Source organism: Burkholderia metallica, assembly GCF_001718555.1.
Classification (GTDB): Bacteria; Pseudomonadota; Gammaproteobacteria; order Burkholderiales; family Burkholderiaceae; genus Burkholderia; species Burkholderia metallica.
The window spans coordinates 2,276,703-2,301,056 of the sequence record NZ_CP013403.1 but is presented as its reverse complement, the minus strand read 5'-3'; the positions used below and the strand labels follow the sequence as shown (position 1 = coordinate 2,301,056).

Below are 24,354 nucleotides of genomic sequence, written 5' to 3'. Positions count from 1 at the left end.
ACGATTCGTCATGCCTATCATTCGATCGATGCGCGTCCTCGACGTGCGCTTCCCGACCTCGCGCCAGCTCGACGGCTCCGACGCGATGAATCCGGACCCCGATTATTCGGCGGCCTACGTCGTTCTCGAAACCGACCGCGACGGCCTCGAAGGTCACGGGCTCACGTTCACCATCGGGCGCGGCAACGAAATCTGCTGCGCGGCGATCGACGCGATGCGTCACCTCGTCGTCGGCCTCGACCTCGACTGGATTCGCGAGGACATGGGCCGCTTCTGGCGGCACGTGACGTCGGACAGCCAGTTGCGCTGGATCGGCCCCGACAAGGGCGCGATCCACCTGGCGACGGGCGCCGTCGTCAACGCGGTGTGGGATCTGTGGGCGAAGGCCGTCGGCAAGCCGCTGTGGCGGCTCGTCGCCGACATGAGCCCCGAGGAACTGGTGCGGGCGATCGACTTCCGCTACCTGACCGACTGCCTGACCCCCGACGAAGCGCTCGCGCTGCTGCGCCGGCAGGCGCCCGGCAAGGCCGAGCGGATCGCGACGCTCGAGCGCGACGGCTACCCGTGCTACACGACGTCGGCCGGCTGGCTCGGCTACAGCGACGACAAGCTGCGCCGGCTGTGCGGCGAGGCGGTGGAGGCCGGGTTCGACCACGTGAAGCTGAAGGTCGGCGCGAACCTGGAGGACGACATCCGCCGCGTGACGATCGCGCGCGAAGTGATCGGCCCCGATCGCAAGCTGATGATCGACGCGAACCAGGTATGGGAAGTGGACGAGGCGATCGACTGGGTGCGCGAGCTGGCGTTCGCGCGGCCGTGGTTCATCGAGGAGCCGACCAGCCCCGACGACGTCGAAGGGCATCGCAAGATCCGCGAGGCGATCGCGCCCGTGCAGGTGGCGACCGGCGAGATGTGCCAGAACCGCGTGCTGTTCAAGCAGTTCATCGCGCGCGGCGCGATCGACGTCGTGCAGATCGATGCGTGCCGCCTCGGCGGCGTGAACGAGATTCTCGCGGTGATGCTGATGGCCGCGAAGTACGGGCTCCCGGTGTGCCCGCACGCGGGCGGCGTCGGGCTGTGCGAGTACGTGCAGCATCTGTCGATGATCGACTACGTGTGCATTGCCGGCACGAAGGAAGGGCGCGTGACGGAGTACGTCGATCACCTGCACGAGCATTTCGTCGAACCGTGCGTCGTGCGCGGCGCGGCGTACCTGCCGCCGACGGCGCCCGGTTTCTCGATCGAGATGAAGCCCGAATCGCTGGAGCAATACCGGTTCCGCGGTTGAAGCACGGCCATGCACGATGGCGCGCGTCGCGCGTCGCGTGCGGCGACAACATGAACGACGGAGACGCGAAGTGGATCTGAATCTGCAACACAAGGTCGCGATCGTGACCGGCGGCGCGTCGGGCATCGGCGCCGCGATCTCGATGCGGCTGGCCGAAGAGGGCGCGATTCCGGTGGTGTTCGCGCGCCACACGCCGGACGATGCGTTCTGGCGCGCGCTCGTGCAGAAGCAGCCGCAAGCCGTGTGCCTGTCCGTCGAATTGCAGGAGGACGAGCAGTGCCGCGACGCGGTGGCGGAAACCGTCGCGCGCTTCGGCCGCATCGACGGCCTCGTCAACAACGCGGGCATCAACGACAGCGTCGGGCTCGAGGCCGGGCGCGACGCGTTCGTCGCGTCGCTCGAACGCAACCTGATCCACTACTACGTGATGGCGCACTACTGCGTGCCGCACCTGAAGGCCGCGCGCGGCGCGATCGTCAACGTGTCGTCGAAGACGGCCATTACCGGGCAGGGCAACACGAGCGGCTATTGCGCATCGAAGGGCGCGCAGCTCGCATTGACGCGCGAATGGGCCGTCGCGTTGCGCGACGACGGCGTGCGCGTGAACGCGGTGATCCCGGCCGAGGTGATGACGCCGCTGTACCGGAACTGGCTCGCGGGCTTCGACGACCCCGACGCGAAGCTCGCCGGCATCGCGGCCAAGGTGCCGCTCGGCAAGCGCTTCACGACGGCCGACGAAATCGCCGACACGGCTGTATTCCTGCTGTCGGAGCGCGCGTCGCACACGACCGGCCAGTGGCTGTTCGTCGACGGCGGCTATACGCATCTCGACCGTGCGATCAGCTGAGGGCCGCGATCCATGCAACCCGACCTGAACCTGCCCGCCACGCCGCCGCTGATCGCGCTGACCGGCATCGGCAAGCGCTTTCCGGGCGTGCAGGCGCTCGACGATTGCCGTTTCGACCTGCGCGCGGGCGAAGTGCATGCGCTGATGGGCGAGAACGGCGCCGGCAAGTCGACGCTGATGAAGATCCTCGCGGGCGTCTACCAGCGCGACGAAGGCGAGATACGGATGGACGGCCGCGCGGTGGAGATCGCCGATCCGCGCGGCGCGCAGGCGCTCGGCATCGGCATCATCCATCAGGAACTGAACCTGATGAACCATCTGAGCGTTGCGCAGAACATCTTCATCGGCCGCGAGCCGCGCGGCCGCTTCGGCGTGTTCGTCGACGAAGACAAACTGAACCGCGATGCAGCCGCGATCTTTCAGCGGATGCGGCTCGATCTCGATCCGCGCACGCCGGTGGGCCGGCTCACGGTCGCGAAGCAGCAGATGGTCGAGATCGCGAAGGCGCTGTCGTTCGACTCGCGCGTGCTGATCATGGACGAACCAACCGCCGCGCTGAACAACGCGGAGATCGCCGAGCTGTTCCGCATCATCGGCGACCTGCGCGCGCACGGTGTCGGCATCGTCTACATCTCGCACAAGATGGACGAGCTGCGCCAGATCGCCGATCGCGTGACCGTGATGCGCGACGGCAAGTACGTCGCGACCGTGCCGATGGCCGGCACGTCGATGGAGTCGATCATCGCGATGATGGTCGGCCGCCAGCTCGCCACCGAATCCCGCACGCCGCCCGATACGTCGGCGAACGATATCGCGCTCGAAGTGCGTGGGCTGTCGCGCGGCCGCGCGATCCGCGACGTCGGCTTCACGCTGCGGCGCGGCGAGATTCTCGGCTTCGCCGGGCTGATGGGCGCGGGCCGCACCGAGGTCGCGCGCGCGGTGTTCGGCGCCGACCCGGTCGACGCGGGCGAGATCCGCGTGCACGGCAGGGCCGTGACGATCCGCACGCCGGCCGATGCGGTCCGGCACGGCATCGGCTACCTGTCCGAAGACCGCAAGCACTTCGGGCTCGCGGTCGGGATGGACGTGCAGAACAACATCGCGCTGTCGAGCATGCGCCGCTTCGTGCGCCGCGGCGTGTTTCTCGATGCGCGCAAGATGCGCGACACCGCGCAGTCGTACGTACGGCAGCTCGCGATTCGCACGCCGTCGGTCGCGCAGCCGGCGCGCCTGCTGTCGGGCGGCAACCAGCAGAAGATCGTGATCGCGAAGTGGTTGCTGCGCGATTGCGACATCCTGTTCTTCGACGAGCCGACCCGCGGCATCGACGTCGGCGCGAAAAGCGAGATCTACAAGCTGCTCGACGCACTCGCCGCCGACGGCAAGGCGATCGTGATGATCTCGTCGGAGCTGCCCGAGGTGCTGCGCATGAGCCACCGGATTCTCGTGATGTGCGAAGGCCGCGTGACGGGCGAACTGCGCGCGGCCGACGCCACGCAGGAAAAGATCATGCAGCTCGCGACGCAGCGCGAGTCGACCGTGTTGTCCTGATTCCGATTCAGACGTCTACCCGATCATGTCCAACGATACGCATCCCGTTCCGCCCCTGGCCTCCGGCGACCCGCCGGCCGCCGCATCGCGCCTGAAGTCGCGCTTCTTCAACCCGGCCGCGCGGCAGAAGCTGCTCGCGTTCGCGAGCCTCGTGCTGCTGATCGTGTTCTTCAGCGTCGCGTCGCCGAACTTCCTCGAAGTCGACAACCTCGTGTCGATCCTGCAGGCCACCGCGGTGAACGGCGTGCTGGCCGTCGCGTGTACGTACGTGATCATCACGTCGGGCATCGACCTGTCGGTCGGCACGCTGATGACGTTCTGCGCGGTGATGGCCGGCGTCGTGCTGACGAAGTGGGGAATGCCGCTGCCGCTCGGGATTCTGGCCGCGCTCGGTTTCGGCGCGCTGTCCGGCTGCGTGTCGGGCTTCGTGATCGCGAAGATGAAGGTGCCGCCGTTCATCGCGACGCTCGGGATGATGATGCTGCTCAAGGGGCTGTCGCTCGTGATCTCGGGCACGCGGCCGATCTACTTCAACGACACGCCGGGCTTCACGTCGATCGCGCAGGATTCGCTGATCGGCAACCTGATTCCCGCGCTGCCGATTCCGAACGCGGTGCTGATCCTGTTCCTCGTCGCGATCGGCGCGTCGATCGTGCTGAACCGCACGATCTTCGGCCGCTACACGTTCGCGCTCGGCAGCAACGAGGAAGCGCTGCGGCTGTCCGGCGTGAACGTCGATGCATGGAAGATCGCGGTCTACACGTTCAGCGGCGCGGTATGCGGGATCGCGGGACTGCTGATCGCGTCGCGGCTCAATTCCGCGCAGCCCGCGCTCGGGCAGGGCTACGAGCTCGATGCGATCGCGGCCGTCGTGATCGGCGGCACGTCGCTGTCGGGCGGCGCGGGCAGCATCGTCGGCACCATCATCGGCGCGTTCATCATGAGCGTGCTGACCAACGGCCTGCGCATCATGTCGGTCGCGCAGGAATGGCAGACGGTCGTGACGGGCGTGATCATCATTCTCGCCGTCTACGTCGACATCCTGCGCCGGCGCCGCCGCTGAGGCACGCACCTGTGCATGCATGTGCTTCATCGCCGGTTCCGGCCGGTGTTCCAGTCGTTCCAGTCGATACGAAAAAAGGAGACGCGAAGTGATCAGGAGCAAGGTGTTGAATGCGGTCGTCGGGCTGACGTTCGCCGTCGGCGTCACGGCCGGCGCGCACGCGCAGGAAGCGTATATCCCGCTGATCTCGAAAGGGTTCCAGCATCAGTTCTGGCAGGCCGTGAAATCGGGCGCGATGCAGGCCGCGAAGGACTACAAGGTGAAGGTGACGTTCGAAGGCCCCGAAACCGAGGCGATGGTCGACAAGCAGATCGACATGCTGTCGGCCGCGATCGCGAAGAAACCGGCCGCGCTCGGCTTCGCCGCGCTCGACAGCAAGGCCGCGCTGCCGCTGTTGAAGAAGGCGCAGGCCGAGAAGATTCCGGTGATCGCGTTCGACTCGGGCGTGGACAGCGACATCCCGGTGACGACGGCCGCGACCAACAACAAGGCCGCCGCCGCGCTCGCCGCCGACAAGCTCGCCGCGCTGATCGGCGACGAAGGCGAGGTGGCTGTGGTCGCGCACGACCAGACGAGCCGCACCGGCATCGACCGCCGCGACGGCTTCCTCGACCGGATGAAGGCCGCGCACCCGAAGGTGCAGGTCGTGACCGTGCAGTACGGCGAAGGCGACCAGCTAAAGTCGACCGAAGTGACGAAGTCGATCCTGCAGGCGTATCCGAAGCTCAAGGGGCTGTTCGGCACCAACGAGGGCTCGGCGATCGGCGTGGTCAACGGCGTGCGCGAGATGAAGCGCAAGGTCGTGATCGTCGGCTACGATTCGGGCAAGCAGCAGAAGGATGCGATCCGCAGCGGGCTGATGGCCGGCGCGATCACGCAGAACCCGATCGGGATCGGCTACAAGACGGTCGAGGCGGCCGTGAAGGCGACCAAGGGCGAGAAGCTGCCGAAGGTCATCGATACCGGGTTCTATTGGTACGACAAGACCAATATCGACGATCCGAAGATCGCGGCGGTGCTGTACGACTGATTGCCGCCTCGAGCGGCGGGGGCGGCGGCAGCACACGCCGCCGCCGCTGCGGCGACCGGACACGAGGGCATCATGAGCGCAATGCGTATCGATTCGCATCAGCACTTCTGGCGTTATCGCGCGGCCGACTACCCGTGGATCGGCCCGGGGATGGACGTGCTCGCGCGCGACTATCTGCCCGATGCGCTGGGGCCGCTGATGCATGCGCAGGCGCTCGGCGCGTCGATCGCGGTGCAGGCGCGCGCCGGGCGCGACGAGACGGCGTTCCTGCTCGATCTCGCGCGCGACGATGCGCGCATCGCGGCGGTGGTCGGCTGGGAGGATCTCGCCGCGCCGCAGCTCGCCGAGCGCATCGCCGAATGGCGCAGCCCGAAGCTGCGCGGCTTTCGTCACCAGGTGCAGGACGAAGCCGACGTCGCGGCGTTCGTCGCGGACGCGGGCTTCAATCGCGGCGTCGCATGGCTGCAGGCGAACGGTTACATGTACGACGTGCTCGTGTTCGAACGCCAGTTGCCGGACGTGCGCGCGTTTTGCGCGCGGCACGATGCGCACTGGCTCGTGCTCGACCATGTCGGCAAGCCCGCGCTGGCGGCATTCGAGCATGACGAAACCGCGTTGCCGCGCTGGCGCGCGGCGCTGCATGAACTGGGCGCGATGCCGCATGTCGCGTGCAAGCTGTCGGGGCTCGTGACCGAGGCCGACTGGCGGCGCGGATTGCGCGCGCGGGACATCCGGCATATCGAGCAATGCCTCGATGCGGCGCTCGACGCGTTCGGCCCGCAGCGGCTGATGTTCGGGTCGGACTGGCCCGTGTGTCTGCTGGCCGCGTCGTACGACGAAGTCGCGTCGCTCGTCGAGCGCTGGGCCGAAACGCGGCTGTCGGCGGCCGAGCGCGACGCATTGTGGGGCGGCACGGCCGCGCGGTGTTACGGGCTGCCGGCGTGAGTGCGCGGCTTCGTCGGACGCATGCCGGCGGCCGTCGTCGCGCATCGATGGTTGCGGCCGCATCGATGCGCGGGGCGGCTCACGGGCCCCGCCATATAAAATAGGCGCGAACGGTCTGCGCGATTCGTCGGACCGAAACCGATTACCAGCGTCGAACGTATGTCCATCCAGCCGATTCAGAACCGCCGTCTCTACCAGCAGATCGCCGACAAGCTCAGTGCGATGATCGAGTCCGGCGATTTTCCGCCGGGCAGCTACCTGCCGCCCGAGCGCGAACTGGCCGAACGGTTCGGCGTGTCGCGCACGTCGGTGCGCGAGGCGCTGATCGCGCTCGAAGTGAGCGGGCTCGTGAGCGTGCGCGTCGGCGACGGCGTCAAGGTGCGCCACCCCGAAACGGCCGCCGAACCCGACGTCGCGGAGAAGGTCGCGCCGTTCACGATCATCGAGATCGATCCCGAACTCGGCATCGCGCTCGACCTCGATACCGAAATTCCGCCGTTCGCGCTGCTGCAGGCGCGCCGGCTGATCGAGCCGGAGGCGGCGTCGCTGGCCGCGAAGCACGGCTCGGACGAGCAGATCGAAGGCATTCACGAAGCGTTCCTGCGCAACCAGGAAGACAACCGCAGCGGGTCGCTCACGCATCCGGGCGACCGGCTGTTTCATATCCGGATCGCGGAAGCGAGCGACAACGCCGCGTATGCGCTGATGATCAAGCAACTGCTCGCGCACAAGTACGACCCGATGTTCCAGCGGCTGCAGTCGCTGTACATGCCGAACGACATGCCGCACCGGTCGGAACTGGAACACCGCGCGATCCTCGATGCGATCCGCGCGCGCGACCCGGACGCCGCGCGCCGCGCGATGGCCGAGCATCTCGACGAAGTGATCCGGATCTTCGGCCGCGCGCTCGACTGAGCGCGCGGCTGCGCGTTCACGCGCTCAGAAGCGATCCGCGCGATACGGCGCCGGATCGGTGAACGGCGCTTCGCCCGTCATCATCTCGGCCAGCAGGCGACCGGTGACGGGGCCGAGCGTCAGCCCGTGGTGGTTGTGCCCGAACGCGAACCACAGCCCGCGATGCGCGGGCGCCGGGCCGATCACCGGGCGCATGTCGGGCGTGCACGGCCGGAAGCCGAGCCACGGTTGCGGGTCGAGCCGCTCGCCGAAACCGAACACGGGGCGCGCCACGCGTTCCGCGCGCTCGAGCTGCACGCCGGTGGGCGGCACGCGGCGCCGCGCGATTTCGACGCCGGTCGTCAGCCGCAGCCCGCGCGTCATGGGTGCGATCACGTAACCGTATTCGCGATCGACGATCGGCGCCGACGGCACGCCGCGCGCAGACGGTGCGTAGTGCATGTGATAGCCGCGCTTCTCGCGCAGCGGGATCGTGTAGCCGAACTTCCCGAACACCGTGTCTGACCACGGGCCGAGCGCGACGACGACGGCCGGCGCGGCGGCCGGCCCGGCCTGCGTGTCGACCTGCCAGCCCGGCGACAGCGCTGCGAGGCTCGCGGCGTCGCCCGTCAGCAGCGTGCCGCCGCCTTGCACGAAGAGTTGCGCATACGCTTTGACGAGCGCGGACGGATCGACGACGCTTTTCGGATCGAGCCAGTGCAGTGCGCCGCAGAAGCCGGGCGCGAGGCTCGGTTCGTGCGCGAGCAGCGCCGCGGCATCGAGCGGCGTGATGCCGAGCCCGTGGCGGCGCGCGGTGAGGCCCGCTTCGGCCACGCCGCGATCGAACGCGGCCGGCGTGCGGAACGCTTCGAGCCAGCCGTTCGCGCGGATCAATTCGCCGGCGCCGGCACGCGCGATCAGCGCGTCGTGCTCGACGATGCAGCGTTCGATCAGCGGCAGCATGTCGCGCGCCGCCGCCGCGTGACGCGGCGGCGCCGATTCCCACCAGAAGCGCGCGAGCCACGGCGCGAATGCGGGCAGCGACGGGCTGTGCCAGTAGAGATCGGTCGAACGGTTCAGCGCGTAGCGCATCAGCGTGAACGGGCTGCGCGGGAACGGATACGGTTCGACCGACGAGCGCTCGATCAGCCCCGCGTTGCCGAAGCTCGTGCCTTCGCCGGGCGCGCCGCGATCGACGAGGGCGACTTTGCGTCCGCGATCCTGCAGGTGGAGTGCTGCGCAGACGCCGACGATGCCTGCGCCGAGAACGATGACGTCGAAATCCATCGGTATGAGTGGACAGCGGTCGAGACGGGTTGCAAACCGACGTTGGAGTCGGGGCGGATTCCGGAGGAAGCGGTGCTGGCGGGCAGCTTGTCGTTAGGATACTCGCGATGTCGCGCGATTCGCAAAGGCAGATCTGGTTTTTAACCGGATGCCAGGTGCGGGGCGGGCGTCGTGTTCATCGATGGCAAGCGGTCGCTTCATGCACCAGCAGAATTGGCGGTTCCGAGCTGACCAACGGGCGTCGAATCCGCTCAACGCCCTTCACGCCATGCAGCCGCGAACGTCCGTGCCGCGGCGAAACAGCCGGCTTCGTCCCCCGGCGCCCCGATCAGCTGTACCCCCACCGGCAGTTCGCCGGGCACGAAACACGGCGCGACGATCACCGGCAGATCAGCGAACGAGATCGGCTGGGTGAGCATGCCGAGCGTCTTCGCGGGTTCGAGCATCGCGCCGTTGACGTCGACCGCGGCGTCCGTGAATCGCGGCGCCGCATAGGGCGTCGCGGCCGCGAGCAGGATGTCGTACCGGTCGAACAGCGTCGCGATGCGTGCCTGCCACGCCGCGCGGCAGGCCAGCGCGCGCGCATAGGCGGCAGCGGGCGTCGCGATCCCCGCTGCAACGCGGGCCCGCAATCGTTCCGACACGTCGGCGGTGGGCGCATCGAGCAGCGCCCGGTGCGCACGGGCGAGTTCCACATTCGACACGATGACGGCAGCTTCACGCACGCGCGCGGCTTCGGCGGTATCGATCGGAACCGTGTCGGTCGTGCGCAGGGCCGCCGCCGCATGCCGGACGCCCCGCCACGCGGCGGCATCGGCATGCTGCTCGAAATCGCCGGTCAGCACGGCGGCGCGCAGCGGGACGGCCGGGTCGCGCGGCGCCGGTCGTGCGTGCAACGGCCCGCTACCGAGCAGTGCGTCGTAGAGCGCGGCCAGATCGTCGATGTCGTTCGCGAACCCGCCGACCGCATCGAGCGTGGCCGCATACGGCACGCATCCGTCGCGCGACAGCCGTGCGGTGCCGGGGCGGAGGCCCCACACGCCGCACAATGCGGCCGGCGCGCGAATCGAGCCATTGGTGTCGCTGCCCAGTGCGAGCGGCACGTAGCCGGCCGCCACCGCGGCGGCCGAGCCGCTCGACGACCCGCCGGTCATGCGCAACGGATCGGCCGGCAACCGCACCACGCCGAAATGCGGATTCACGCCGGTGGCGCCGCACGCGAGTTCGTCCATATGCGTGGCGCCCACCGGAATCGCGCCGGCCGCGACGAGCCGGGCGACCAGCGCCGCGTCGCGGTCTGCCGGCGGCAGCGCGGCGCGCGCGGGCGAACCGGCGATCGTCACGTAGCCCGCCACGTCGAAATTGCCCTTCACGAGAAACGGTACGCCCGCGAGCGGGCCGGGATCGCGTCCGTCCCGCACGAGTGCGTCGATCCGCCGCGCGTCGCGCAACGCCCGTGCGTCGAAGGTGTGCGAGCACGCGCGATACAGCCCGTCGCGGGCGGCGATGCCGGCGAGCACGGCCCGCACGACCGACACCGCGTCGATCCGTCCGGCGCGAACGTCGGCCGCCACCGCAAGCGCACTGCGCATCGGCAACGGCGCGCTCATGCGCGCTCCATCAGCCGGCGCGGAATCGACAGGATCAGCGCGGCCGCGGCGAACAGCGTGAACGCGAGCAGCGCCACGCCCAGCTCGGTGCTGCCGGTCAAGCCCGTCGCGTAGCCCATCAGCGTCGGGCCGATGAATCCCGCGACGGCCGCGCCGATGTTGACGAGCCCCGCGCCGCCCGCCGCCGCCTCGCCGGCGAGAATCCGCGACGGCAGGCTCCAGAACATCGCCAGCGTGCACATGATGCCGGCCACGCCGACGGTCAGGCACGCGACGGCGAGCACCGGATGCGCGTGCATGCCGAGGCTCGCGAGCAGTGCGATGCCGCCGAGCGTGACGGGCAACGCCGTATGCCAGCGGCGTTCGCCGGTGCGCACCGAATGCTGCGCATTGACGACCATCGCGACCGATGCGACGAGATACGGAATCGCGCTGACGAGGCCGACCGCGAGGTTGCTGAGCGTGCCGAGCGCCTTGATCATCGTCGGCATCCAGAACACGAGGCCATAGTTGCCGACGTTGTAGAGGAACGAGGTCGCGACCAGCAGCCACAGCGTCGGCTCGCGCAGCGCGGCACCGAGGCGTGTGCGCTTGCCTGCGGATTCCTGCGCCATTTCCGCGTGAATCAGGCGCTTGTCCGCGTCGGTCAGCCACGCGGCGTCGTCGACGCGTTCGGTCACGCGGGCGAGCAGATACAGGCCGAGCACGATCGCGGGCAGCCCTTCGAGCAGGAACATCCATTGCCAGCCGCGCAGCCCGAAGCCGCCGTGCGTCGCGTCCATGATCCAGCCGGACAGCGGCGCGCCGACGATCACGCCGAGCGGCATCGCGAGAAACAGCAGCGCCATGACCTTGGCCAGCCGGTGCGACGGGAACCACACGCTGAAATACGCGATCACGGCCGGAAAGAAGCTCGCCTCGGTCACGCCGAGCAGGAAGCGCAGCGCGTAGAAGCTGGCCGTGTCGTGCGTCGCGAGCGTGGCGACCGACACGACGCCCCACGACAGCATCGAGCCGGCCAGGCAGCGCTTCACACCGATCCGGCGCACGAGCCAGCCGGCCGGCACCTGAAGCAGCAGGTAGCCGACGAAGAACAGCCCCGCGCCGACACCGTACGCGGCGTCCGACAAATGCAGGTCGTTCACCATCTGCAGCTTCGCGAAGCCGACGTTCACGCGGTCGAGGTAGCCGAAGAAGTAGCAGACCAGGATCAGCGGGATGATGCGCCGGCTCAGACGTGCGTACAACGCGTCGACGTCGGGCGCGCAGGCGCTTGCGCCGTGGTCCGTGCCGGTCTGGATGTCGCGCGGCGCGGCGGCGCCATGGGAATTCGTCATCGTGACTCCGTGCGGGTTGAGCCGCGAGGCCGTTGCGTCGTGCGTGGCCTCACGCGGGCGGGGCGGAAGGAGGGCATGCGACTAGACCGCGCGGCGCAGCGCGAGGCCCGGGCGTACGCTGGTATGCCGGCCGTGTTCGAGCACCGCGCGGCCGTTGACGAACACGTGCTCGATGCCTTCGGGGCGCAGCGTCGGGCTGGCGAACGTTGCGCGGTCGATCACGCGCGCGGGGTCGAATACGACGAGATCGGCGTAGTAACCGACCGCAAGCCGCCCGCGCTCGGCGATGCCGAACTGCTCGGCCGTGAGGCCCGTCATCTTGCGCACGGCCGCTTCGAGCGGAAACAGCTTGCGTTTGCGCGAGAATTCGCCGAGCACGCGCGGGAACGTGCCCCACAGGCGCGGATGCGGGCGCGCATCGTTCGGCAGACCGTCGGAGCCGACCATCGCCAGTTCGTGCCCGATGATGCGCTCGACGTCGGCTTCGTCCATCACGAAGTAGATCGCGCCGGCCGGTTGCAACGCGTCGATCGCGGCGTCGATCGAATCGCCGAACAGCGGCAGCAGCTCGTGGAAATCGCGGCCCGCGAGTTCGGGGTGCGGCCGCGACCACGCGAGCAGCACGCGCGACGACTGGCGGATGCGGTCGGCGCGCAGCATCGTCGACGTGGCCGGATACGGATGGCAGTCGAGGCACAGCGGCTGGTGCGCGCGCTGTGCGTCGATATGCGCGAGCGTTTCGGCCGAGCGGCCGTGATTGGCCTTGCCGGCGACCTTGTGGTGCGACAGCACGACGCGCACGCCGAGCGCGCGCCCGATCGAGAACGCCTCGTCGAGCGACGCGATGATCGCGTCGGTCTCGTCGCGCAGGTGGGTGGCGAACACGCCGCCCGTCTCGCGCAGCGGCGCGCACACGTCGATCAGTTCGTCGGTCGTGGCCGCCATCGCCGGCGGATAGAACGTGCCCGACGATACGCCGAACGCGCCGGCGGCCATCGCATCGCGCACGTCGGCGGCCATCGCGGCGATTTCCGTGGGGCTGGCGGCGCGGCCGAGGTCGGCCATGTGCCGCACGCGCAACGTCGAATGACCGACGAGGGCCGCGGTGTTGACGGCGGCGGGTGCGGCATCCAGCGCGTCGAGATATGCGCCGAACGACGCGAAGCGAAAGTGCTGCCATGCGCCGAGCAGGTCGAGCGGCTGCGGCACGTCCTGTTGCGCGAGCAGCGGCGCGAGGCTGATCCCGCAGTTGCCGGCGATCACGGTCGTGACGCCCTGTGCAACCTTGGGCTCGACGTCCGGATCGGTCAGCACGAACGCGTCGTCGTGCGTGTGGCTGTCGATGAATCCGGGGGCGACGACCTGGCCGGCCGCGTCGATCACGCGCGCGGCGCTCGCATCGCGCAGGTCGCCGATCGCGGCGATGCGCGCGCCGGTCACGCCGAGATCGGCGTCGAAGCGCGCGGCGCCCGTGCCGTCGATCAGCGCGCCGCCGCGCAGGATGACGTCGAAATGCATGATGGCTCCTCGTGTCCCCGCCGGCCTGGGCGGCCGGCTTCCGGGGGATGAGTTGCCGATCGTCCCCGGCCAATAACCGGCCGTCCAATGCGAGTGCGCAAGCGATTCATGCGCGGCAGTCATCAATGCCGGCGTGCCGCGCGAGGGTCAGGCGAGCGATGCCTTCACCAGCGCGTGCAGGTCGCTCGCGAAGCTGGACATCGAGATCGTGCGGTGCCGCACGATGCCGACGGTGCGCTCGATCGTCGGGCTCGCGATCGGGACGGCGCGCACGGCAGGCGTGCCGTACGCGCGCAGCGCGCTTTCCGGCAGGATCGCGCAGCCGACGCCCGACGCGACGAGCGCCGCGACGCTCGAAATGTGCTCGACCTCGTAGAACCAGCGGGTCCGCACGGCTTCCTGGCCCAACAGCATTTCGAGCAGCAGGCGGTTGCCGCTGTCGCGTCCGCCGATGATCAGCTTCGCCTGCCGCAGCTCGCCGAGCGTGACGCTGTCGGCGCGCGCGAGCGGGTCGCCGTTGTGCACGGCGAGCACGTAGCGATCGGTGAACAGCGGCTCGAACAGCAGTTCGTCGTCGTCGCCCGGAGGCAGGCTCACGCCGAATTCGGCGATGCCGGCGCGCACCTGCGACAGCACGAAGTCGTGATTGCCGTCGAGGATCTGCACGGCGACCTGCGGGTATTTGGCCGCGTAGTGCCGCAGCACGTCGGGCAGGGCGCGCGCGACGACGGTCGGGATCGCGGCGAGCCGCACCTTGCCGTAGCGCTTCTCGGCGATTTCCCGGATCGACGACAGCATCGTGCCGAGCTGCGCGATCTGTTCGCGCGCCATCGGCAGGAACTGGCGGCCCACGCCCGTCAGCGTGACGCTGCGGGTCGTGCGCTGGAACAGCTCGACGCCGAGCGTCTGCTCGAGTTTCTGGATGCGCCGCGACAGGCCCGGCTGCGTGAGGTGCAGCTTCTCCGCGGCACGATGAAACGTGCCGAGCTCCGCCACGGCGACGAACGCTTCGAGTTCCGAGTTTTCGACTTTCATGGCGATGCGCGCTCCCGGTCCGCTCCGGCGGCATGGAACGGCACGCCGGCAGCAAGCCGCCATTGTCGTCGAAATCGCGCGGGGAGCAACGCGGCCGGGCGCCGCGCCGTCAGAGCGTCGCGAACAGCTTGCCCCAGCGCGTGAGCCCGCGCGTATCGACGCCCGCCATCCGCAACGCCTTCCACACCACGGTCGCGACCGTGTCATAAGCGGCGATCCCGGTCGCCTGCTCGAACGGCCCGACGAGATGCGCGGCATGCAGGTTCGTGCAGAACGTCGCCACCGCATCGGGTCGTGCTTGCGCGGTCTTGCGCATCAGCGCGGCGAGCTGCGTGTCGGGCACATCCGCGAAGCTGGCGTTCTCGCGCAGCCCGAGATGCTGCTCGGCCACGCAATCGATGCCGAGCTGCGCGTACTGCCGCACGATCCGCTGCTGCACGTCGCCGAGATACGGCGTGACGAGGCCGAGCCGCCGCACGCCGGTGCGTTCGAGCAACTCGTTCAGCGCGAGTACCGACGTCGTCGCCGCAATGCCGGTCGCTTTCTCGATGCTGCGACACAGCGCGGCGTCGCGCTCGAAGCCGAGCCAGCCGGCCGACGTGCCGCTCCAGCCGATCACGTCCACGCGCGCGTCGGCGAGCTGGCGGGCCGCGACGAGGATGCGCGCCGCGTCGAACTGGTCGAGCGCGGCCTCGGTGAGCGCAATCTCGGTGACGGTGAAGCGCGCGAAATGCACGCTGACGTCGGGCAGCCCGGCGACGATCGCGGTCGTCAGCGGTTCGAGCGCGGTGTTCGACGACGGCGTCAGGATGCCGATGCGGATGCGCGGGTTCATCGCATGGCCCCGCGTCAGTCGAGCAACTGCCGCACGGCATCGACCGCGGCGCGGCGCAATGCAGCCAGGTCGAGGCCCGGAATCTCGCCGTTGTCCACCACGACGCGGCCGTTCACGACGGCGTACTTCACCGGCGCCGGTTCGCCCGCCGCAACCGGCGCGATCGCGTAGTCGTGGAAGCCGTTGAAGCGCGGCCCGCTCACTTCGTACAGCACGAGATCGGCCGCTTGCCCGACGTCGAGCGTGCCGACCGCATCGAGCCCGAGCACGCGTGCGCCGCCTTGCGTGCCCCAGTGCAACACCTCCTCGGCGGTGGTTGCCGCCGCGCCGTGCGCCGCGCGATGCACGAGCCATGCGAAATTCGCTTCGTGCGTCATGCTGCCCGATTCGTTCGACGCGACGCCGTCGACGCCGAGCGAGACCGGCACGCCGGCCGCCGCCATGCGCGGCGCGGGCGCGATGCCGCTGCCGAGCCGTGCATTGCTGACGGGGCAGTGCGAGCAGCCGGTGCCCGTTTCCGCGAGCATCGCGATTTCGTTCGCTTCGAGATGGACCAGGTGCGCGAACCATACGTCCGGGCCGAGCCATTCGTGTTCGGCGACGAACTCGACCGGCAGCTTGCCGTAGCGTTCGCGGCAGAAATCGACGTAGCGCGTCGTTTCCGACAGATGCGAATGCAGCCGCAGGCCCATCCGGCGCGCCGCGCGCGCGACCTCGGGCAGCAGCTCGGGCGGCAGCGAGAAGGTCGGCGTGGTCGGCGCGACGACCACGCGGCGCATCGAGGCCGCGCCCGCATCGTGATAGCGTGCCTTCAGCCGCTCGATGTCGGCAAGCATCTGGTCGAGCGTCTCGGGCTGCAGCGCGGTGCCGGCGAAGCCGGGGTGATCGCCTGCCGCCTGCAGCGCGCCGCCGCGGCACAGCACGAAACGCATCCCGAAGCCGGCCGCTTCGTCGAACAGCAGGTCGCCGGTCTCGGTCGTGCCGCCCGCGTGATACAGGTAGTGATGATCGGCGCAGGTCGTCACGCCCGACAGCAGCAGTTCCGCGAAGCCGAGCCGGGCCGCGATGCGTGCGAGGTCCGGCGTGAAGCGCGCGACGCGCGGATACGGCACCGCGGCAAGCCATTCCTGCAGGTCCGCGTTGATGCCGGCCGGCACCGCTTTCAGCAGGTTCTGGAACAGGTGGTGATGCGTGTTCACCCAGCCCGGGTAGACGACGCAGTCGGTGGCGTCGATCACGCGCTCGCCGGGTAGCGGCGCGAGGCCGGCCGCGATCGTGTCGATCCGGCCGTCGCGCACGCGCAGGTCGGTGCGGCCGAGCCGCGCGGCGTCGCCCGCACGGCCGCTCATGACCGCGATCGGGTTGCGGATCAGCAACGAAGAAGAAGGAACGCTCATGGTCGGGTCTCCTCGGATTTGGTTCGGGATTCGGAAGGGGAGGCTGGCCGGCCGTCATGCGCCGCATGGCGGCGCGGTGCCGCACGCGGCGCGGCCGGGCGCCGTCAGTCGCACTCGCGCGCCATCGGGCTGCCGTGCGCGGCGTCGGCATGTGCGTGCGCATCGACCGGGTCGGCCTCCGGCACGCCGTTGAGCAGCGCGTTGAGCAAGACCGACACGAGGCACGCGAGCACGACGCCGCTGTGCAGGAACGGCTGCGTCCAGTCGGGCATGTGCGCGAACACCTTTGGCGCCATCACCGGAATCAGCGCGGTCGCGATCGTGAAGCCGACGATCAGCACGTTGTAGCGGTTGTTCTCGAAATCGACTTTCGCGAGCGTCTGCACGCCGGCCGCGACGACCACGCCGAACATCGCGATGCCCGCGCCGCCGAGCGCGGCCGACGGCGTCGACGCGACGATCGCGCCGATCTTCGGCACCAGCGCGACGACGCACATCAGCACGCCGCTCACCGCGACGATCCAGCGGCTGCGCACGCCGGTCAGGATCACGAGCCCGACGTTCTCCATGAACGCGATGAACGGGAACGCGGCGAACGTGCCGGCGATCGCGCTCGCGACGCCGTTCGCACGCAGCCCGCGCACGACGTCCTCCTCGCTCACCTGCTTCTCGACGATGTCGCCGATCGCGACGAACAGGCCCATCGACTCCACCATCTGCACGATCATCACGACGACCATCGTCAGCACCGGCACGATCGCGAACACCGGCGTGCCGAAGTGGAACGGGTAGGGCACGGTGAACCACGGCGCGGCCGCGACGTTCGTGAAGTTGCCCATCCCGAGCGCGATCGCGAGCAGGCTGCCGGCGACGAGCCCGATCAGTACCGACAGGTTGCGCAGGAACGCATTCGCGAACCGGTTGACCGCGAGGATCACGACCGCGACGACGAGCGCGACCGCGAGGAACGACAGCTCGCCGAACTGCAGCTTCGCCGCGTCGCCGCCGCCGGCCCACTGGTACGCGACCGGAAACAGCTGCAGCCCGATCACGGTGACGATGCAGCCCGTCACGACCGGCGGGAACAGGCGGCGCAGCCGGCCGACCAGCGGCGCGGCGAAGGTCGTGATGATGCCCGCGCCGATCACCGCGCCGCACACGCCGGCGAACCCCACGCCCGGCGTCAGGCCGATCGCGATCACGGGGCCGACGCTGCTGAACGCGACGCCCTGCAGGATCGGCAGCCGCACGCCGAGCTTCCAGACGCCGACCGTCTGCAGAATCGTCGAGATGCCGGAACAGAACAGCGCGGTGCTGATCAGCACGGTGGTGTCGGCGGGCGACATCTTCAGCGCCGACGCGACGATCAGCGGCACCGCGATCGCGCCGATATACGCGACGAGCATGTGCTGCAGGCCGAGCGTCAGCATCTGGCGGCGCGGCAGGACCCGATCGACGGGATGTGAGGCAGAGTTCATGGGCATGTCTCCTGAGGTTCGTTATCGGGCGGGCGCGCGATGCGCCCGCCTGGCGTGCCCGTCAGGCCGCGACCGGCGCGGCGAGACAGGCATGGAAACGGTCGGTCAGCGCGGCGCGATCGAGATCGCGGCCGATGAAAACGATGCGCGACGAGCGCGGCTCGCACCCCCACGCCTGCGCGGCCCGCAACTCGATCACGCCGTGCACGCCCTGCAGCACGTAGCGCTGCGCGCGGCCCTGCACGGCGAGGATCCCCTTCATCCGGAACAGGTTCGCGGTATCGGCGTGGCGCAGCTCGCCGAGCCACGCTTCGAGCGCGTCGAGATCGATGTCGGCTTCGACTTCGATGCCGACCGACGACACGCTTTCGTCGTGTTCGTGGTGGTCGTGATCGTCGTCGTGTGCGTGCGCGGCGTGATCGTCGTGCGCAGGGTCGTGGCTGTCGTCATGCGTGTGCGCGTGTTCGTCCGCATGCGCGGCGTCGGCGTGCAGGCCGTCGCTCTCGACGAGAATCTGCGCGAATTCGTTCGCGCCGATGCCGAGGATGCGGTCGAGATCGACCTGCGCATAACTCGACGTGACGATCTCCGCCGTCGCGTTGAGCCCGCGCAGCCGCGCGGTCAGTGCGTCGACATCCGGCGCGTCGACGAGGTCGACCTTGTTGATCACGATCCGGTCCGCGCAGACGATCTGGTCGACCGCCTGGTTGTCGCGGCCGTCGAGCACGAGATCGTCGAGGTGCGCGCGGATATGTTTCGCGTCGACCATCGTGACGACCGCGTCGAGCGCGACTTCCTTCGCGATCGGATCGTCGAGGAAGAAGGTCTGCGCGACCGGATACGGATCGGCGAGCCCGCTCGTCTCGACGATGATGTGATCGAGCCGGTCGGGCCGCGCGACGAGCATCCGCACGATCCGCACGAGATCCTCGCGCACCGCGCCGACGCAGCACACGCAGCCGTTCGTCATCTCGTAGATTTCCTCGGTCGATTCGAGCACGAGGCCGCCGTCGATGCCGATCTCGCCGAACTCGTTCTCGATCACCGCGATCTTGCGGCCGTGCTTCTCGCGCAGGATGTAGTTCAGCAGCGTGGTCTTGCCCGCGCCGAGAAAGCCTGTGAGCACGGTGACCGGAATCTTCTGGACGTCGCTGTGGGTGGTGTGGATGTGGGTCATGATGCGTCTCCGTTGAGTCGGTTGGGCTGCCGGTTCGGCTGTGATGCGGTTTCTTTCCAGCGATGGACGGTGCGGGAATCGAGGTCGAACAGGTCGAGCACGCGGCCGAGCGTGTGATCGATCATCTGGTCGAGCGAAGCGGGGCGCGCGTAGAACGCCGGCACCGGCGGCGCGACGATCGCGCCCATCTCCGTGACGGCGGCCATGTTGCGCAGATGCGTGAGCGTGTACGGCGTCTCTCTCGCGAGCAGCACGAGCCGGCGGCGCTCCTTCAGCACGACGTCGGCCGCGCGCGCGATCAGGCCCGACGACAGGCCGCTCGCGATTTCGGCGAGCGTCTTCATCGAGCACGGCGCGACGATCATCCCGAGCGTGCGGAACGAGCCGCTCGAAACCGGCGCGGCGATGTCGTCGCTGCGGTACAGCACGCTCGCGAGCGCGGCGACGTCGGACAGCTTGAAGTCGGTCTCGTGCGTCATCGTCAGCGCGGCGGCGCGCGACACGACCACGTGCGTCTCGATGTCGAGCTCGCGCAGCAGCGCGAGCAGCCGCATTCCGTACACGAAGCCGGACGCGCCGCTGATGCCGACCACGAGCCGCCGCGCGCTCATCGCGCGGCTCCGCCGAGCCGGGCGATCGCCTGCGCGGCGCGCTGCATCGCGGCGTCGCCCACACGCGCGCGCACGCCGTCGAAGCGCGAGCCGCGCGTCGCGTCGATGCCCATCCGCGACGTCGTGCCGTCGGCCGACGACGACGGATCGAGCGGGCTGCCCGGCAGCCCGTCGACGACGAACAGGTCGCGGTGCGGCTGGAAGTGCGTCGCGATCGCCCACAGAACCTGCGCGTCGTCGGTGATGTCGACGTCGCTGTCGACCGCGACGACGTTCTTCAGGTACGGGTCCCAGCCGAGCAGGGCGAGCATGATCTGGCGCGCTTCGCCGTCGCGCGACTGTTTCAGCGCGACGTAGCAGTGAAAGTGCGTGCCGGAGTTCGGGTAGTGAATGGCGGTGACCGACGGAAAGCGCGCCTTCAGCTTCTCGCTCATCTCGGCTTCGCGCGGCAGCCGCGCGAGCGTCAGATGCTCCGCGTACGGGCCGCCGACCACGTCGACGAGCCACGCGTCGTCGCGCCGCATCATCGCGTCGATGCGCAACACGTTGTTGGTCGAGCGGTCCGACGAATAGCCAGTGAATTCGCCGAACGGGCCTTCTTCGGCATGCGCGTCGGGATCGATCGTGCCTTCGAGCACGAACTCGGCGGCGGCGGGCACGCCGATGCCGTGGCGCGGCGTGCGCACGAGCTGCAGCGGCGCGCCGAACAGGCCGCCCGCGATCGCGCGCTCGTCCGCACCGAACGGCAATCGTGCGGCGGCCGCGAGCATGAACAGCGGATGCGCGCCGATTACCATCGCGACTTTCAGCGTGTCGCCGCGCGCCTTCGCGGTCTGCAGCATGCGCCACAGATGGCCGCGCGAATGCAGGCTCGTCGCCAGCGCGTTGCGCGCATGCGGCATCGAGCGGTGGTAGCTGAGGTTCGCGACGCCCGTCACCGGATCTTCGGCGACGATCACCGCGTTGGTCACGTACGGCCCGCGATCGGTTTCGAAGTGGCGGATCATCGGCAACCGCGCGAGATCGACCGCGTCGCCTTCGACGACGTGATCGAGCACCGGGCCGTGCGGCACGACGACCGGCGCGACGGGCGCGTTCGCCCGCTGCTGCCATGCGTCGAACAGCCCGTTCGCATCGACGCCGAACAACCGGCCGATCCGCGTGCGGCAAGCAAAGACGTTGGTGACGAGCGGCGTCGACAGGCCGTCGATGCGCTCGCAGACGAGCATTTCGTGCCGGCCGCGCGCAGCGAGCGACGCGACGACGGCGGTGACGTCCTGGTCGGCGGACAGCGGCTGTGCGATCGTCAGTACGTCGTCCGGAAAGTGTTCGCGATACGCGGTCGCGAAGTGATGGAAATCCTGCTGCTCGGCAAAAAGACTGGACGCCATGATGCACTCCGTCGGATACGGAAGAGGAAAGACCGGACCGCGCGCGGGTGGCGGCAGCACGCGATCCGGCTGCGGCGCGTTACACGTAGGTCGCCGTCAGGCGCTTCTGCGCTTCGTCGAGATCCTTCGGCGGCCGGGTCGGCTCGATGCCGACGAGGCGGGCGATGTTGTTGCCCATGTAGTCCTCGAGGCCGTCCTCGTCGAGATCCATCCCCTGCGGCGCGGGCCCGCACAGCATCTCCAGCTCGCGCAGCCACATGCCGGGCTCGTTCGGCGGCGAATCGGTGCCGAACACGATCTTGTTGCGCGGCAGCTCGCGGGCGAACTCGACGATCCGCGACTGGTAGCACCAGCCCGATTCGCAGTACACGTTCGGCGTATCCATCGCCATCCAGAACGCTTCGAACGAGTAGTTGCCGCCCGTCTGGATTCCGAAGTGACCGATGATGAAGTTCACCATCGGAAACTCGCGGATGATCGGGTAGAACTGCGTCGGGATCGTGTACGGGCCGTCACCGGTGTGGATCAGCACGACGATGTTGTACTTCGCGCAGACCTTCATCGCGGGGCGCAGCCAGTCGAGCGCGCGATCGGGCCGGTAGCCGTGCATGTTCGCGTGCAGCTTCACCATCTTGAAGCCGTACTCCTTGATGTGGAATTCGAGCTCCGCCGCGCCGTTCTCCGGGCCCCAGCGCGGGTTGTACGTGAAGTTGCCGATGAAGCGGTCCGGGTATTTCTGCGTGAGTTCGGCGATGTACGCCATGTAGTCGCGGATGCCTTCGCGGCCGCGGCGGTTGCCGTCGCGATAGCCGGTGTTGCCCGGCGGCGGCTGGATGAAGCCCATGTCGATGCGGCGCGGCTTGCCGTTGATGATGTACGGGCCGTCCATCATCTTCAGCAGGCGTTCGCCGGTGAACGGTTCGCCGGTGTGGCGCCACGCCTCGTCGACGAGGTTGGTCGGGTGCAGGTGCGTATCGATGATCATGCAATGCTCCGGAATCGGGAGAGAGGGGCGCGGGCGTCAGGCGGCGGCAAGCAGCGCCTTCGCTTCGTCGACGGTGCGCGGCGCGGGCGTCGGTTCGAGACCGATCATCCGGGCCGTGTTGTTGCCGAGGTAGTCCTCGAGCGTGTCCTCGTCGAGATTCATCCCTTGCGGCGGATCGAAGCAGAGCACTTCGAGCAGGCGCAGCCACATGCCGGGCTCGTTCGGCGGCGTGTCGGAGCCGAACAGGATCTTGTGCTTCGGCAGCACCTTCGCGAATTCGACGATGCGCGACTGCAGGCACCAACCGGATTCGCAATACACGTTCGGCAGGTCCATCGCGAGCTGGAACGGCTCGAAGCAGTACACGCCGCCCGTCTGCACGCCGAAGTGCGCCATGATGAAATTGACGGTCGGGAATTCCTTGATCATCGGCACCCACTCGGTCGGGATGCTGTACGGGCCGTCGCCGGTGTGCAGCTTCACGAGCACGCCGAGTTCCGCGCATTTCTTCAGCGCGGGGCGCAGCCAGTCGAGCGCGCGATCGGGGCGATACGCGTGCATGTTGGCCTGGAACTGCACCATCTTGAAGCCGAGCTTGCGCACGTAGTGATCGATCGCATTGACGCCGTTCTCCACGCCGCAGCGCGGGTTGTAGACGAAGCAGCCGATGAAGCGGTCGGGATGTCTGCGCACCATCTCGACCGTGTACGCCATGTACGCGTCGATCGATTCGGTGCCCGACTTTTCGCCGTCGGTATAGGTATAGATGGTGTTGCCTTGCGGCGGCTGGATGAACGCCTTGTCCACGCGGCGCGGCTTGCCGTTGATGAGGAACGGGCCGTTCATCGTCTCGATCAGGCGCTCGCCGGTGAACGGCGGGCCGTCGTGACGCCACGCGAGGTCGACGAGATTCGTCGGGTAACAGCTGGTGTCGATGATCATCTACTCGATCTCCTTGAGAGGAACCGGAAAAGCCGGTTGCCGGATCGCGGGCAGGCACGTCGATGAAGCGACCCTGTCGGTCGGATTCATGCGGCCTTTTGCAAGGCGCCTTTTTTGGCGCCTTCCCCTCGCCGGCATCGAGTGACACACTTCGACGTGCACTGCTGCTTGGGACCGAGTGTCACCAGCCGAATGTGCTCTGTACAATATTTTTTACTGACGTTCTTGATACGTTTGCGATATGGACATGCGTGTGTTGCGTTACTTCGCGGTGCTGGCCGACGAACTGCATTTCGGGCGCGCAGCCGCGCGGCTCCATATCTCGCAGCCGCCGCTGAGCCAGCAGATCCGGCTGCTGGAAGAGCAGCTCGGCACCGCGCTGTTCGTGCGCTCGCAGCATCGCGTCGAACTGACCGAGGCAGGGAAAACACTGAAGGAACAGGTGCCGCTGATCGTCGCGCAGTTCGATCGCGCGATCGATCTCACGCGTTGCGCGGGGCGCGGCGAGGTGGGGCGCCTCGCGGTCGGCATCATCAGCTCGGCGATGGTCGCGCCGATTCCGCACGCGCTGCGCGTGTTCGCCGAACGCCATCCGCACGTGCACTGGTCGCTGCACGAGATGACGCCGGCCGCGCAGATCGACGCGCTGAAGGAGAAGCGGCTCGACGTGTGCTTCTTCCGGCTGTTCCAGGACGATCCGTCGATCCGCAGCGAGATCGTCGTGCGCGAGACGGCCGTGGCCGTGCTGCCGCTGGGCCATCCGCTCGCGGCGCGCGATGCGATCGCGCTCGGCGAGCTGGCCGGCGAGCAGTTCGTGTCGTTCGGACTCCGGCATTCGCAACTGGCGCAATTCCTGCAGCAGAGCTGCGTCGATGCGCGCTTCACCCCGCGCATCGCGCACGAGGTCGTCGAGGTGCACACGCTGCTGTCGCTGGTGCGCGAAGGGTTGGGCGTCGCGCTGCTGCCGGCGTCGTCGCGGCAGATTTCGACCGGCGGCGTCGCGTTCGTGCCGTTGCGGCCGCCGGCGCTGGAAGTGCCGCTGCAGGCGCGCTATCGCGCGGACGATACGTCGGCGGTGCTCGGCGCGTTTCTCGACACCGTACGCGAGGTCGCGGCCGAATTCGGCGTTTGAT

21 protein-coding genes are annotated in these 24,354 nt (G+C 68.7%); 8 read left to right on the top strand and 13 right to left on the bottom strand.

Annotated elements, in window-relative coordinates; all coding sequences use genetic code 11:
• Positions 1–10 precede the first annotated feature (10 nt).
• The 7 genes from WJ16_RS29785 to WJ16_RS29755 all read left to right on the top strand — a co-directional run bounded on the left by WJ16_RS29785 (position 11) and on the right by WJ16_RS29755 (position 7,639).
• A complete protein-coding gene (locus WJ16_RS29785; RefSeq protein ID WP_069260559.1) occupies positions 11–1,288 on the top strand; it encodes an L-fuconate dehydratase in 1,278 nt (425 codons plus the stop codon).
• Positions 1,289–1,358: 70 nt separating this feature from the next.
• Positions 1,359–2,135 (top strand): SDR family oxidoreductase, encoded by a 777-nt coding sequence (locus tag WJ16_RS29780; protein WP_069260558.1) that lies wholly within the window; start codon positions 1,359–1,361, stop codon positions 2,133–2,135.
• 12 nt (positions 2,136–2,147) lie between these two features.
• Positions 2,148–3,686, top strand: a complete 1,539-nt coding sequence (locus WJ16_RS29775; protein WP_069260557.1) for a sugar ABC transporter ATP-binding protein — start codon at positions 2,148–2,150, stop codon at positions 3,684–3,686.
• 25 nt (positions 3,687–3,711) lie between these two features.
• Complete coding sequence (locus WJ16_RS29770; protein ID WP_069260556.1) at positions 3,712–4,749, top strand: ABC transporter permease; 1,038 nt, start codon at positions 3,712–3,714, stop codon at positions 4,747–4,749.
• Positions 4,750–4,837: 88 nt separating this feature from the next.
• Positions 4,838–5,779, top strand: a complete 942-nt coding sequence (locus WJ16_RS29765) for an ABC transporter substrate-binding protein (protein WP_069260555.1) — start codon at positions 4,838–4,840, stop codon at positions 5,777–5,779.
• Between the two features lie 72 nt (positions 5,780–5,851).
• Complete coding sequence (locus tag WJ16_RS29760) at positions 5,852–6,724, top strand: L-fucono-1,5-lactonase (protein ID WP_069260554.1); 873 nt, start codon at positions 5,852–5,854, stop codon at positions 6,722–6,724.
• A gap of 159 nt (positions 6,725–6,883) precedes the next feature.
• On the top strand, positions 6,884–7,639 hold the full coding sequence (locus WJ16_RS29755; protein WP_069260553.1) for a FadR/GntR family transcriptional regulator: 756 nt from the start codon (positions 6,884–6,886) through the stop codon (positions 7,637–7,639).
• Between the two features lie 24 nt (positions 7,640–7,663).
• On the opposite strand, the gene WJ16_RS29750 is transcribed toward WJ16_RS29755, so the two are convergent.
• The 13 genes from WJ16_RS29750 to WJ16_RS29690 form a co-directional block, all read right to left on the bottom strand.
• Positions 7,664–8,905: an NAD(P)/FAD-dependent oxidoreductase gene (locus WJ16_RS29750; protein WP_069260552.1), complete on the bottom strand. Its 1,242-nt coding sequence runs from the start codon at positions 8,903–8,905 to the stop codon at positions 7,664–7,666.
• A 251-nt stretch (positions 8,906–9,156) separates the two neighbouring features.
• Positions 9,157–10,497 (bottom strand): amidase family protein, encoded by a 1,341-nt coding sequence (locus tag WJ16_RS29745; protein WP_084636154.1) that lies wholly within the window; start codon positions 10,495–10,497, stop codon positions 9,157–9,159.
• 14 nt (positions 10,498–10,511) lie between these two features.
• Complete coding sequence (locus WJ16_RS29740; protein ID WP_069260550.1) at positions 10,512–11,852, bottom strand: MFS transporter; 1,341 nt, start codon at positions 11,850–11,852, stop codon at positions 10,512–10,514.
• Positions 11,853–11,933: 81 nt separating this feature from the next.
• On the bottom strand, positions 11,934–13,370 hold the full coding sequence (locus WJ16_RS29735) for an N-acyl-D-amino-acid deacylase family protein (RefSeq protein ID WP_069260549.1): 1,437 nt from the start codon (positions 13,368–13,370) through the stop codon (positions 11,934–11,936).
• Between the two features lie 147 nt (positions 13,371–13,517).
• Positions 13,518–14,405: a LysR family transcriptional regulator gene (locus tag WJ16_RS29730; protein WP_069260548.1), complete on the bottom strand. Its 888-nt coding sequence runs from the start codon at positions 14,403–14,405 to the stop codon at positions 13,518–13,520.
• A gap of 109 nt (positions 14,406–14,514) precedes the next feature.
• The gene (locus tag WJ16_RS29725) at positions 14,515–15,240 is read right to left on the bottom strand and encodes a maleate cis-trans isomerase family protein (RefSeq protein ID WP_069260547.1); all 726 of its coding nucleotides are present in this window, start codon (positions 15,238–15,240) and stop codon (positions 14,515–14,517) included.
• 14 nt (positions 15,241–15,254) lie between these two features.
• On the bottom strand, positions 15,255–16,637 hold the full coding sequence (locus WJ16_RS29720; RefSeq protein WP_069260546.1) for an amidohydrolase family protein: 1,383 nt from the start codon (positions 16,635–16,637) through the stop codon (positions 15,255–15,257).
• A 104-nt stretch (positions 16,638–16,741) separates the two neighbouring features.
• Positions 16,742–18,115 (bottom strand): nucleobase:cation symporter-2 family protein, encoded by a 1,374-nt coding sequence (locus WJ16_RS29715; RefSeq protein ID WP_069261218.1) that lies wholly within the window; start codon positions 18,113–18,115, stop codon positions 16,742–16,744.
• A 61-nt stretch (positions 18,116–18,176) separates the two neighbouring features.
• Positions 18,177–19,292: a CobW family GTP-binding protein gene (locus WJ16_RS29710; RefSeq protein WP_069260545.1), complete on the bottom strand. Its 1,116-nt coding sequence runs from the start codon at positions 19,290–19,292 to the stop codon at positions 18,177–18,179.
• Positions 19,289–19,903: a UbiX family flavin prenyltransferase gene (locus tag WJ16_RS29705; RefSeq protein ID WP_069260544.1), complete on the bottom strand. Its 615-nt coding sequence runs from the start codon at positions 19,901–19,903 to the stop codon at positions 19,289–19,291. The genes WJ16_RS29710 and WJ16_RS29705 overlap by 4 nt, the downstream gene beginning before the upstream one ends.
• Complete coding sequence (locus tag WJ16_RS29700) at positions 19,900–21,294, bottom strand: UbiD family decarboxylase (RefSeq protein WP_069260543.1); 1,395 nt, start codon at positions 21,292–21,294, stop codon at positions 19,900–19,902. The genes WJ16_RS29705 and WJ16_RS29700 overlap by 4 nt, the downstream gene beginning before the upstream one ends.
• A gap of 79 nt (positions 21,295–21,373) precedes the next feature.
• On the bottom strand, positions 21,374–22,279 hold the full coding sequence (locus WJ16_RS29695) for an amidohydrolase family protein (RefSeq protein ID WP_069260542.1): 906 nt from the start codon (positions 22,277–22,279) through the stop codon (positions 21,374–21,376).
• A gap of 36 nt (positions 22,280–22,315) precedes the next feature.
• Complete coding sequence (locus WJ16_RS29690; protein ID WP_069260541.1) at positions 22,316–23,221, bottom strand: amidohydrolase family protein; 906 nt, start codon at positions 23,219–23,221, stop codon at positions 22,316–22,318.
• Between the two features lie 241 nt (positions 23,222–23,462).
• On the opposite strand from WJ16_RS29690, the gene WJ16_RS29685 reads away from it, so the two are divergent.
• Positions 23,463–24,353 (top strand): LysR substrate-binding domain-containing protein, encoded by an 891-nt coding sequence (locus WJ16_RS29685; protein WP_069260540.1) that lies wholly within the window; start codon positions 23,463–23,465, stop codon positions 24,351–24,353.
• The last annotated feature ends 1 nt before the right edge of the window (position 24,354 follow it).

What these genes read in the sequence shown, in the direction of transcription:
- WJ16_RS29710 (WP_069260545.1), bottom strand. Translation starts at nt 19,292, where the DNA reads ATGACCCACATCCACACCACCCACAGCGACGTCCAGAAGATTCCGGTC.
- WJ16_RS29735 (WP_069260549.1), bottom strand. Translation starts at nt 13,370, where the DNA reads ATGCATTTCGACGTCATCCTGCGCGGCGGCGCGCTGATCGACGGCACG.
- WJ16_RS29705 (WP_069260544.1), bottom strand. Translation starts at nt 19,903, where the DNA reads ATGAGCGCGCGGCGGCTCGTGGTCGGCATCAGCGGCGCGTCCGGCTTC.
- WJ16_RS29745 (WP_084636154.1), bottom strand. Translation starts at nt 10,497, where the DNA reads ATGCGCAGTGCGCTTGCGGTGGCGGCCGACGTTCGCGCCGGACGGATC.
- WJ16_RS29685 (WP_069260540.1), top strand. Translation starts at nt 23,463, where the DNA reads ATGGACATGCGTGTGTTGCGTTACTTCGCGGTGCTGGCCGACGAACTG.
- WJ16_RS29720 (WP_069260546.1), bottom strand. Translation starts at nt 16,637, where the DNA reads ATGAGCGTTCCTTCTTCTTCGTTGCTGATCCGCAACCCGATCGCGGTC.
- WJ16_RS29725 (WP_069260547.1), bottom strand. Translation starts at nt 15,240, where the DNA reads ATGAACCCGCGCATCCGCATCGGCATCCTGACGCCGTCGTCGAACACC.
- WJ16_RS29690 (WP_069260541.1), bottom strand. Translation starts at nt 23,221, where the DNA reads ATGATCATCGACACCAGCTGTTACCCGACGAATCTCGTCGACCTCGCG.
- WJ16_RS29785 (WP_069260559.1), top strand. Translation starts at nt 11, where the DNA reads ATGCCTATCATTCGATCGATGCGCGTCCTCGACGTGCGCTTCCCGACC.
- WJ16_RS29730 (WP_069260548.1), bottom strand. Translation starts at nt 14,405, where the DNA reads ATGAAAGTCGAAAACTCGGAACTCGAAGCGTTCGTCGCCGTGGCGGAG.
- WJ16_RS29715 (WP_069261218.1), bottom strand. Translation starts at nt 18,115, where the DNA reads ATGAACTCTGCCTCACATCCCGTCGATCGGGTCCTGCCGCGCCGCCAG.
- WJ16_RS29775 (WP_069260557.1), top strand. Translation starts at nt 2,148, where the DNA reads ATGCAACCCGACCTGAACCTGCCCGCCACGCCGCCGCTGATCGCGCTG.
- WJ16_RS29700 (WP_069260543.1), bottom strand. Translation starts at nt 21,294, where the DNA reads ATGGCGTCCAGTCTTTTTGCCGAGCAGCAGGATTTCCATCACTTCGCG.
- WJ16_RS29770 (WP_069260556.1), top strand. Translation starts at nt 3,712, where the DNA reads ATGTCCAACGATACGCATCCCGTTCCGCCCCTGGCCTCCGGCGACCCG.
- WJ16_RS29740 (WP_069260550.1), bottom strand. Translation starts at nt 11,852, where the DNA reads ATGACGAATTCCCATGGCGCCGCCGCGCCGCGCGACATCCAGACCGGC.
- WJ16_RS29750 (WP_069260552.1), bottom strand. Translation starts at nt 8,905, where the DNA reads ATGGATTTCGACGTCATCGTTCTCGGCGCAGGCATCGTCGGCGTCTGC.
- WJ16_RS29695 (WP_069260542.1), bottom strand. Translation starts at nt 22,279, where the DNA reads ATGATCATCGATACGCACCTGCACCCGACCAACCTCGTCGACGAGGCG.
- WJ16_RS29760 (WP_069260554.1), top strand. Translation starts at nt 5,852, where the DNA reads ATGAGCGCAATGCGTATCGATTCGCATCAGCACTTCTGGCGTTATCGC.
- WJ16_RS29755 (WP_069260553.1), top strand. Translation starts at nt 6,884, where the DNA reads ATGTCCATCCAGCCGATTCAGAACCGCCGTCTCTACCAGCAGATCGCC.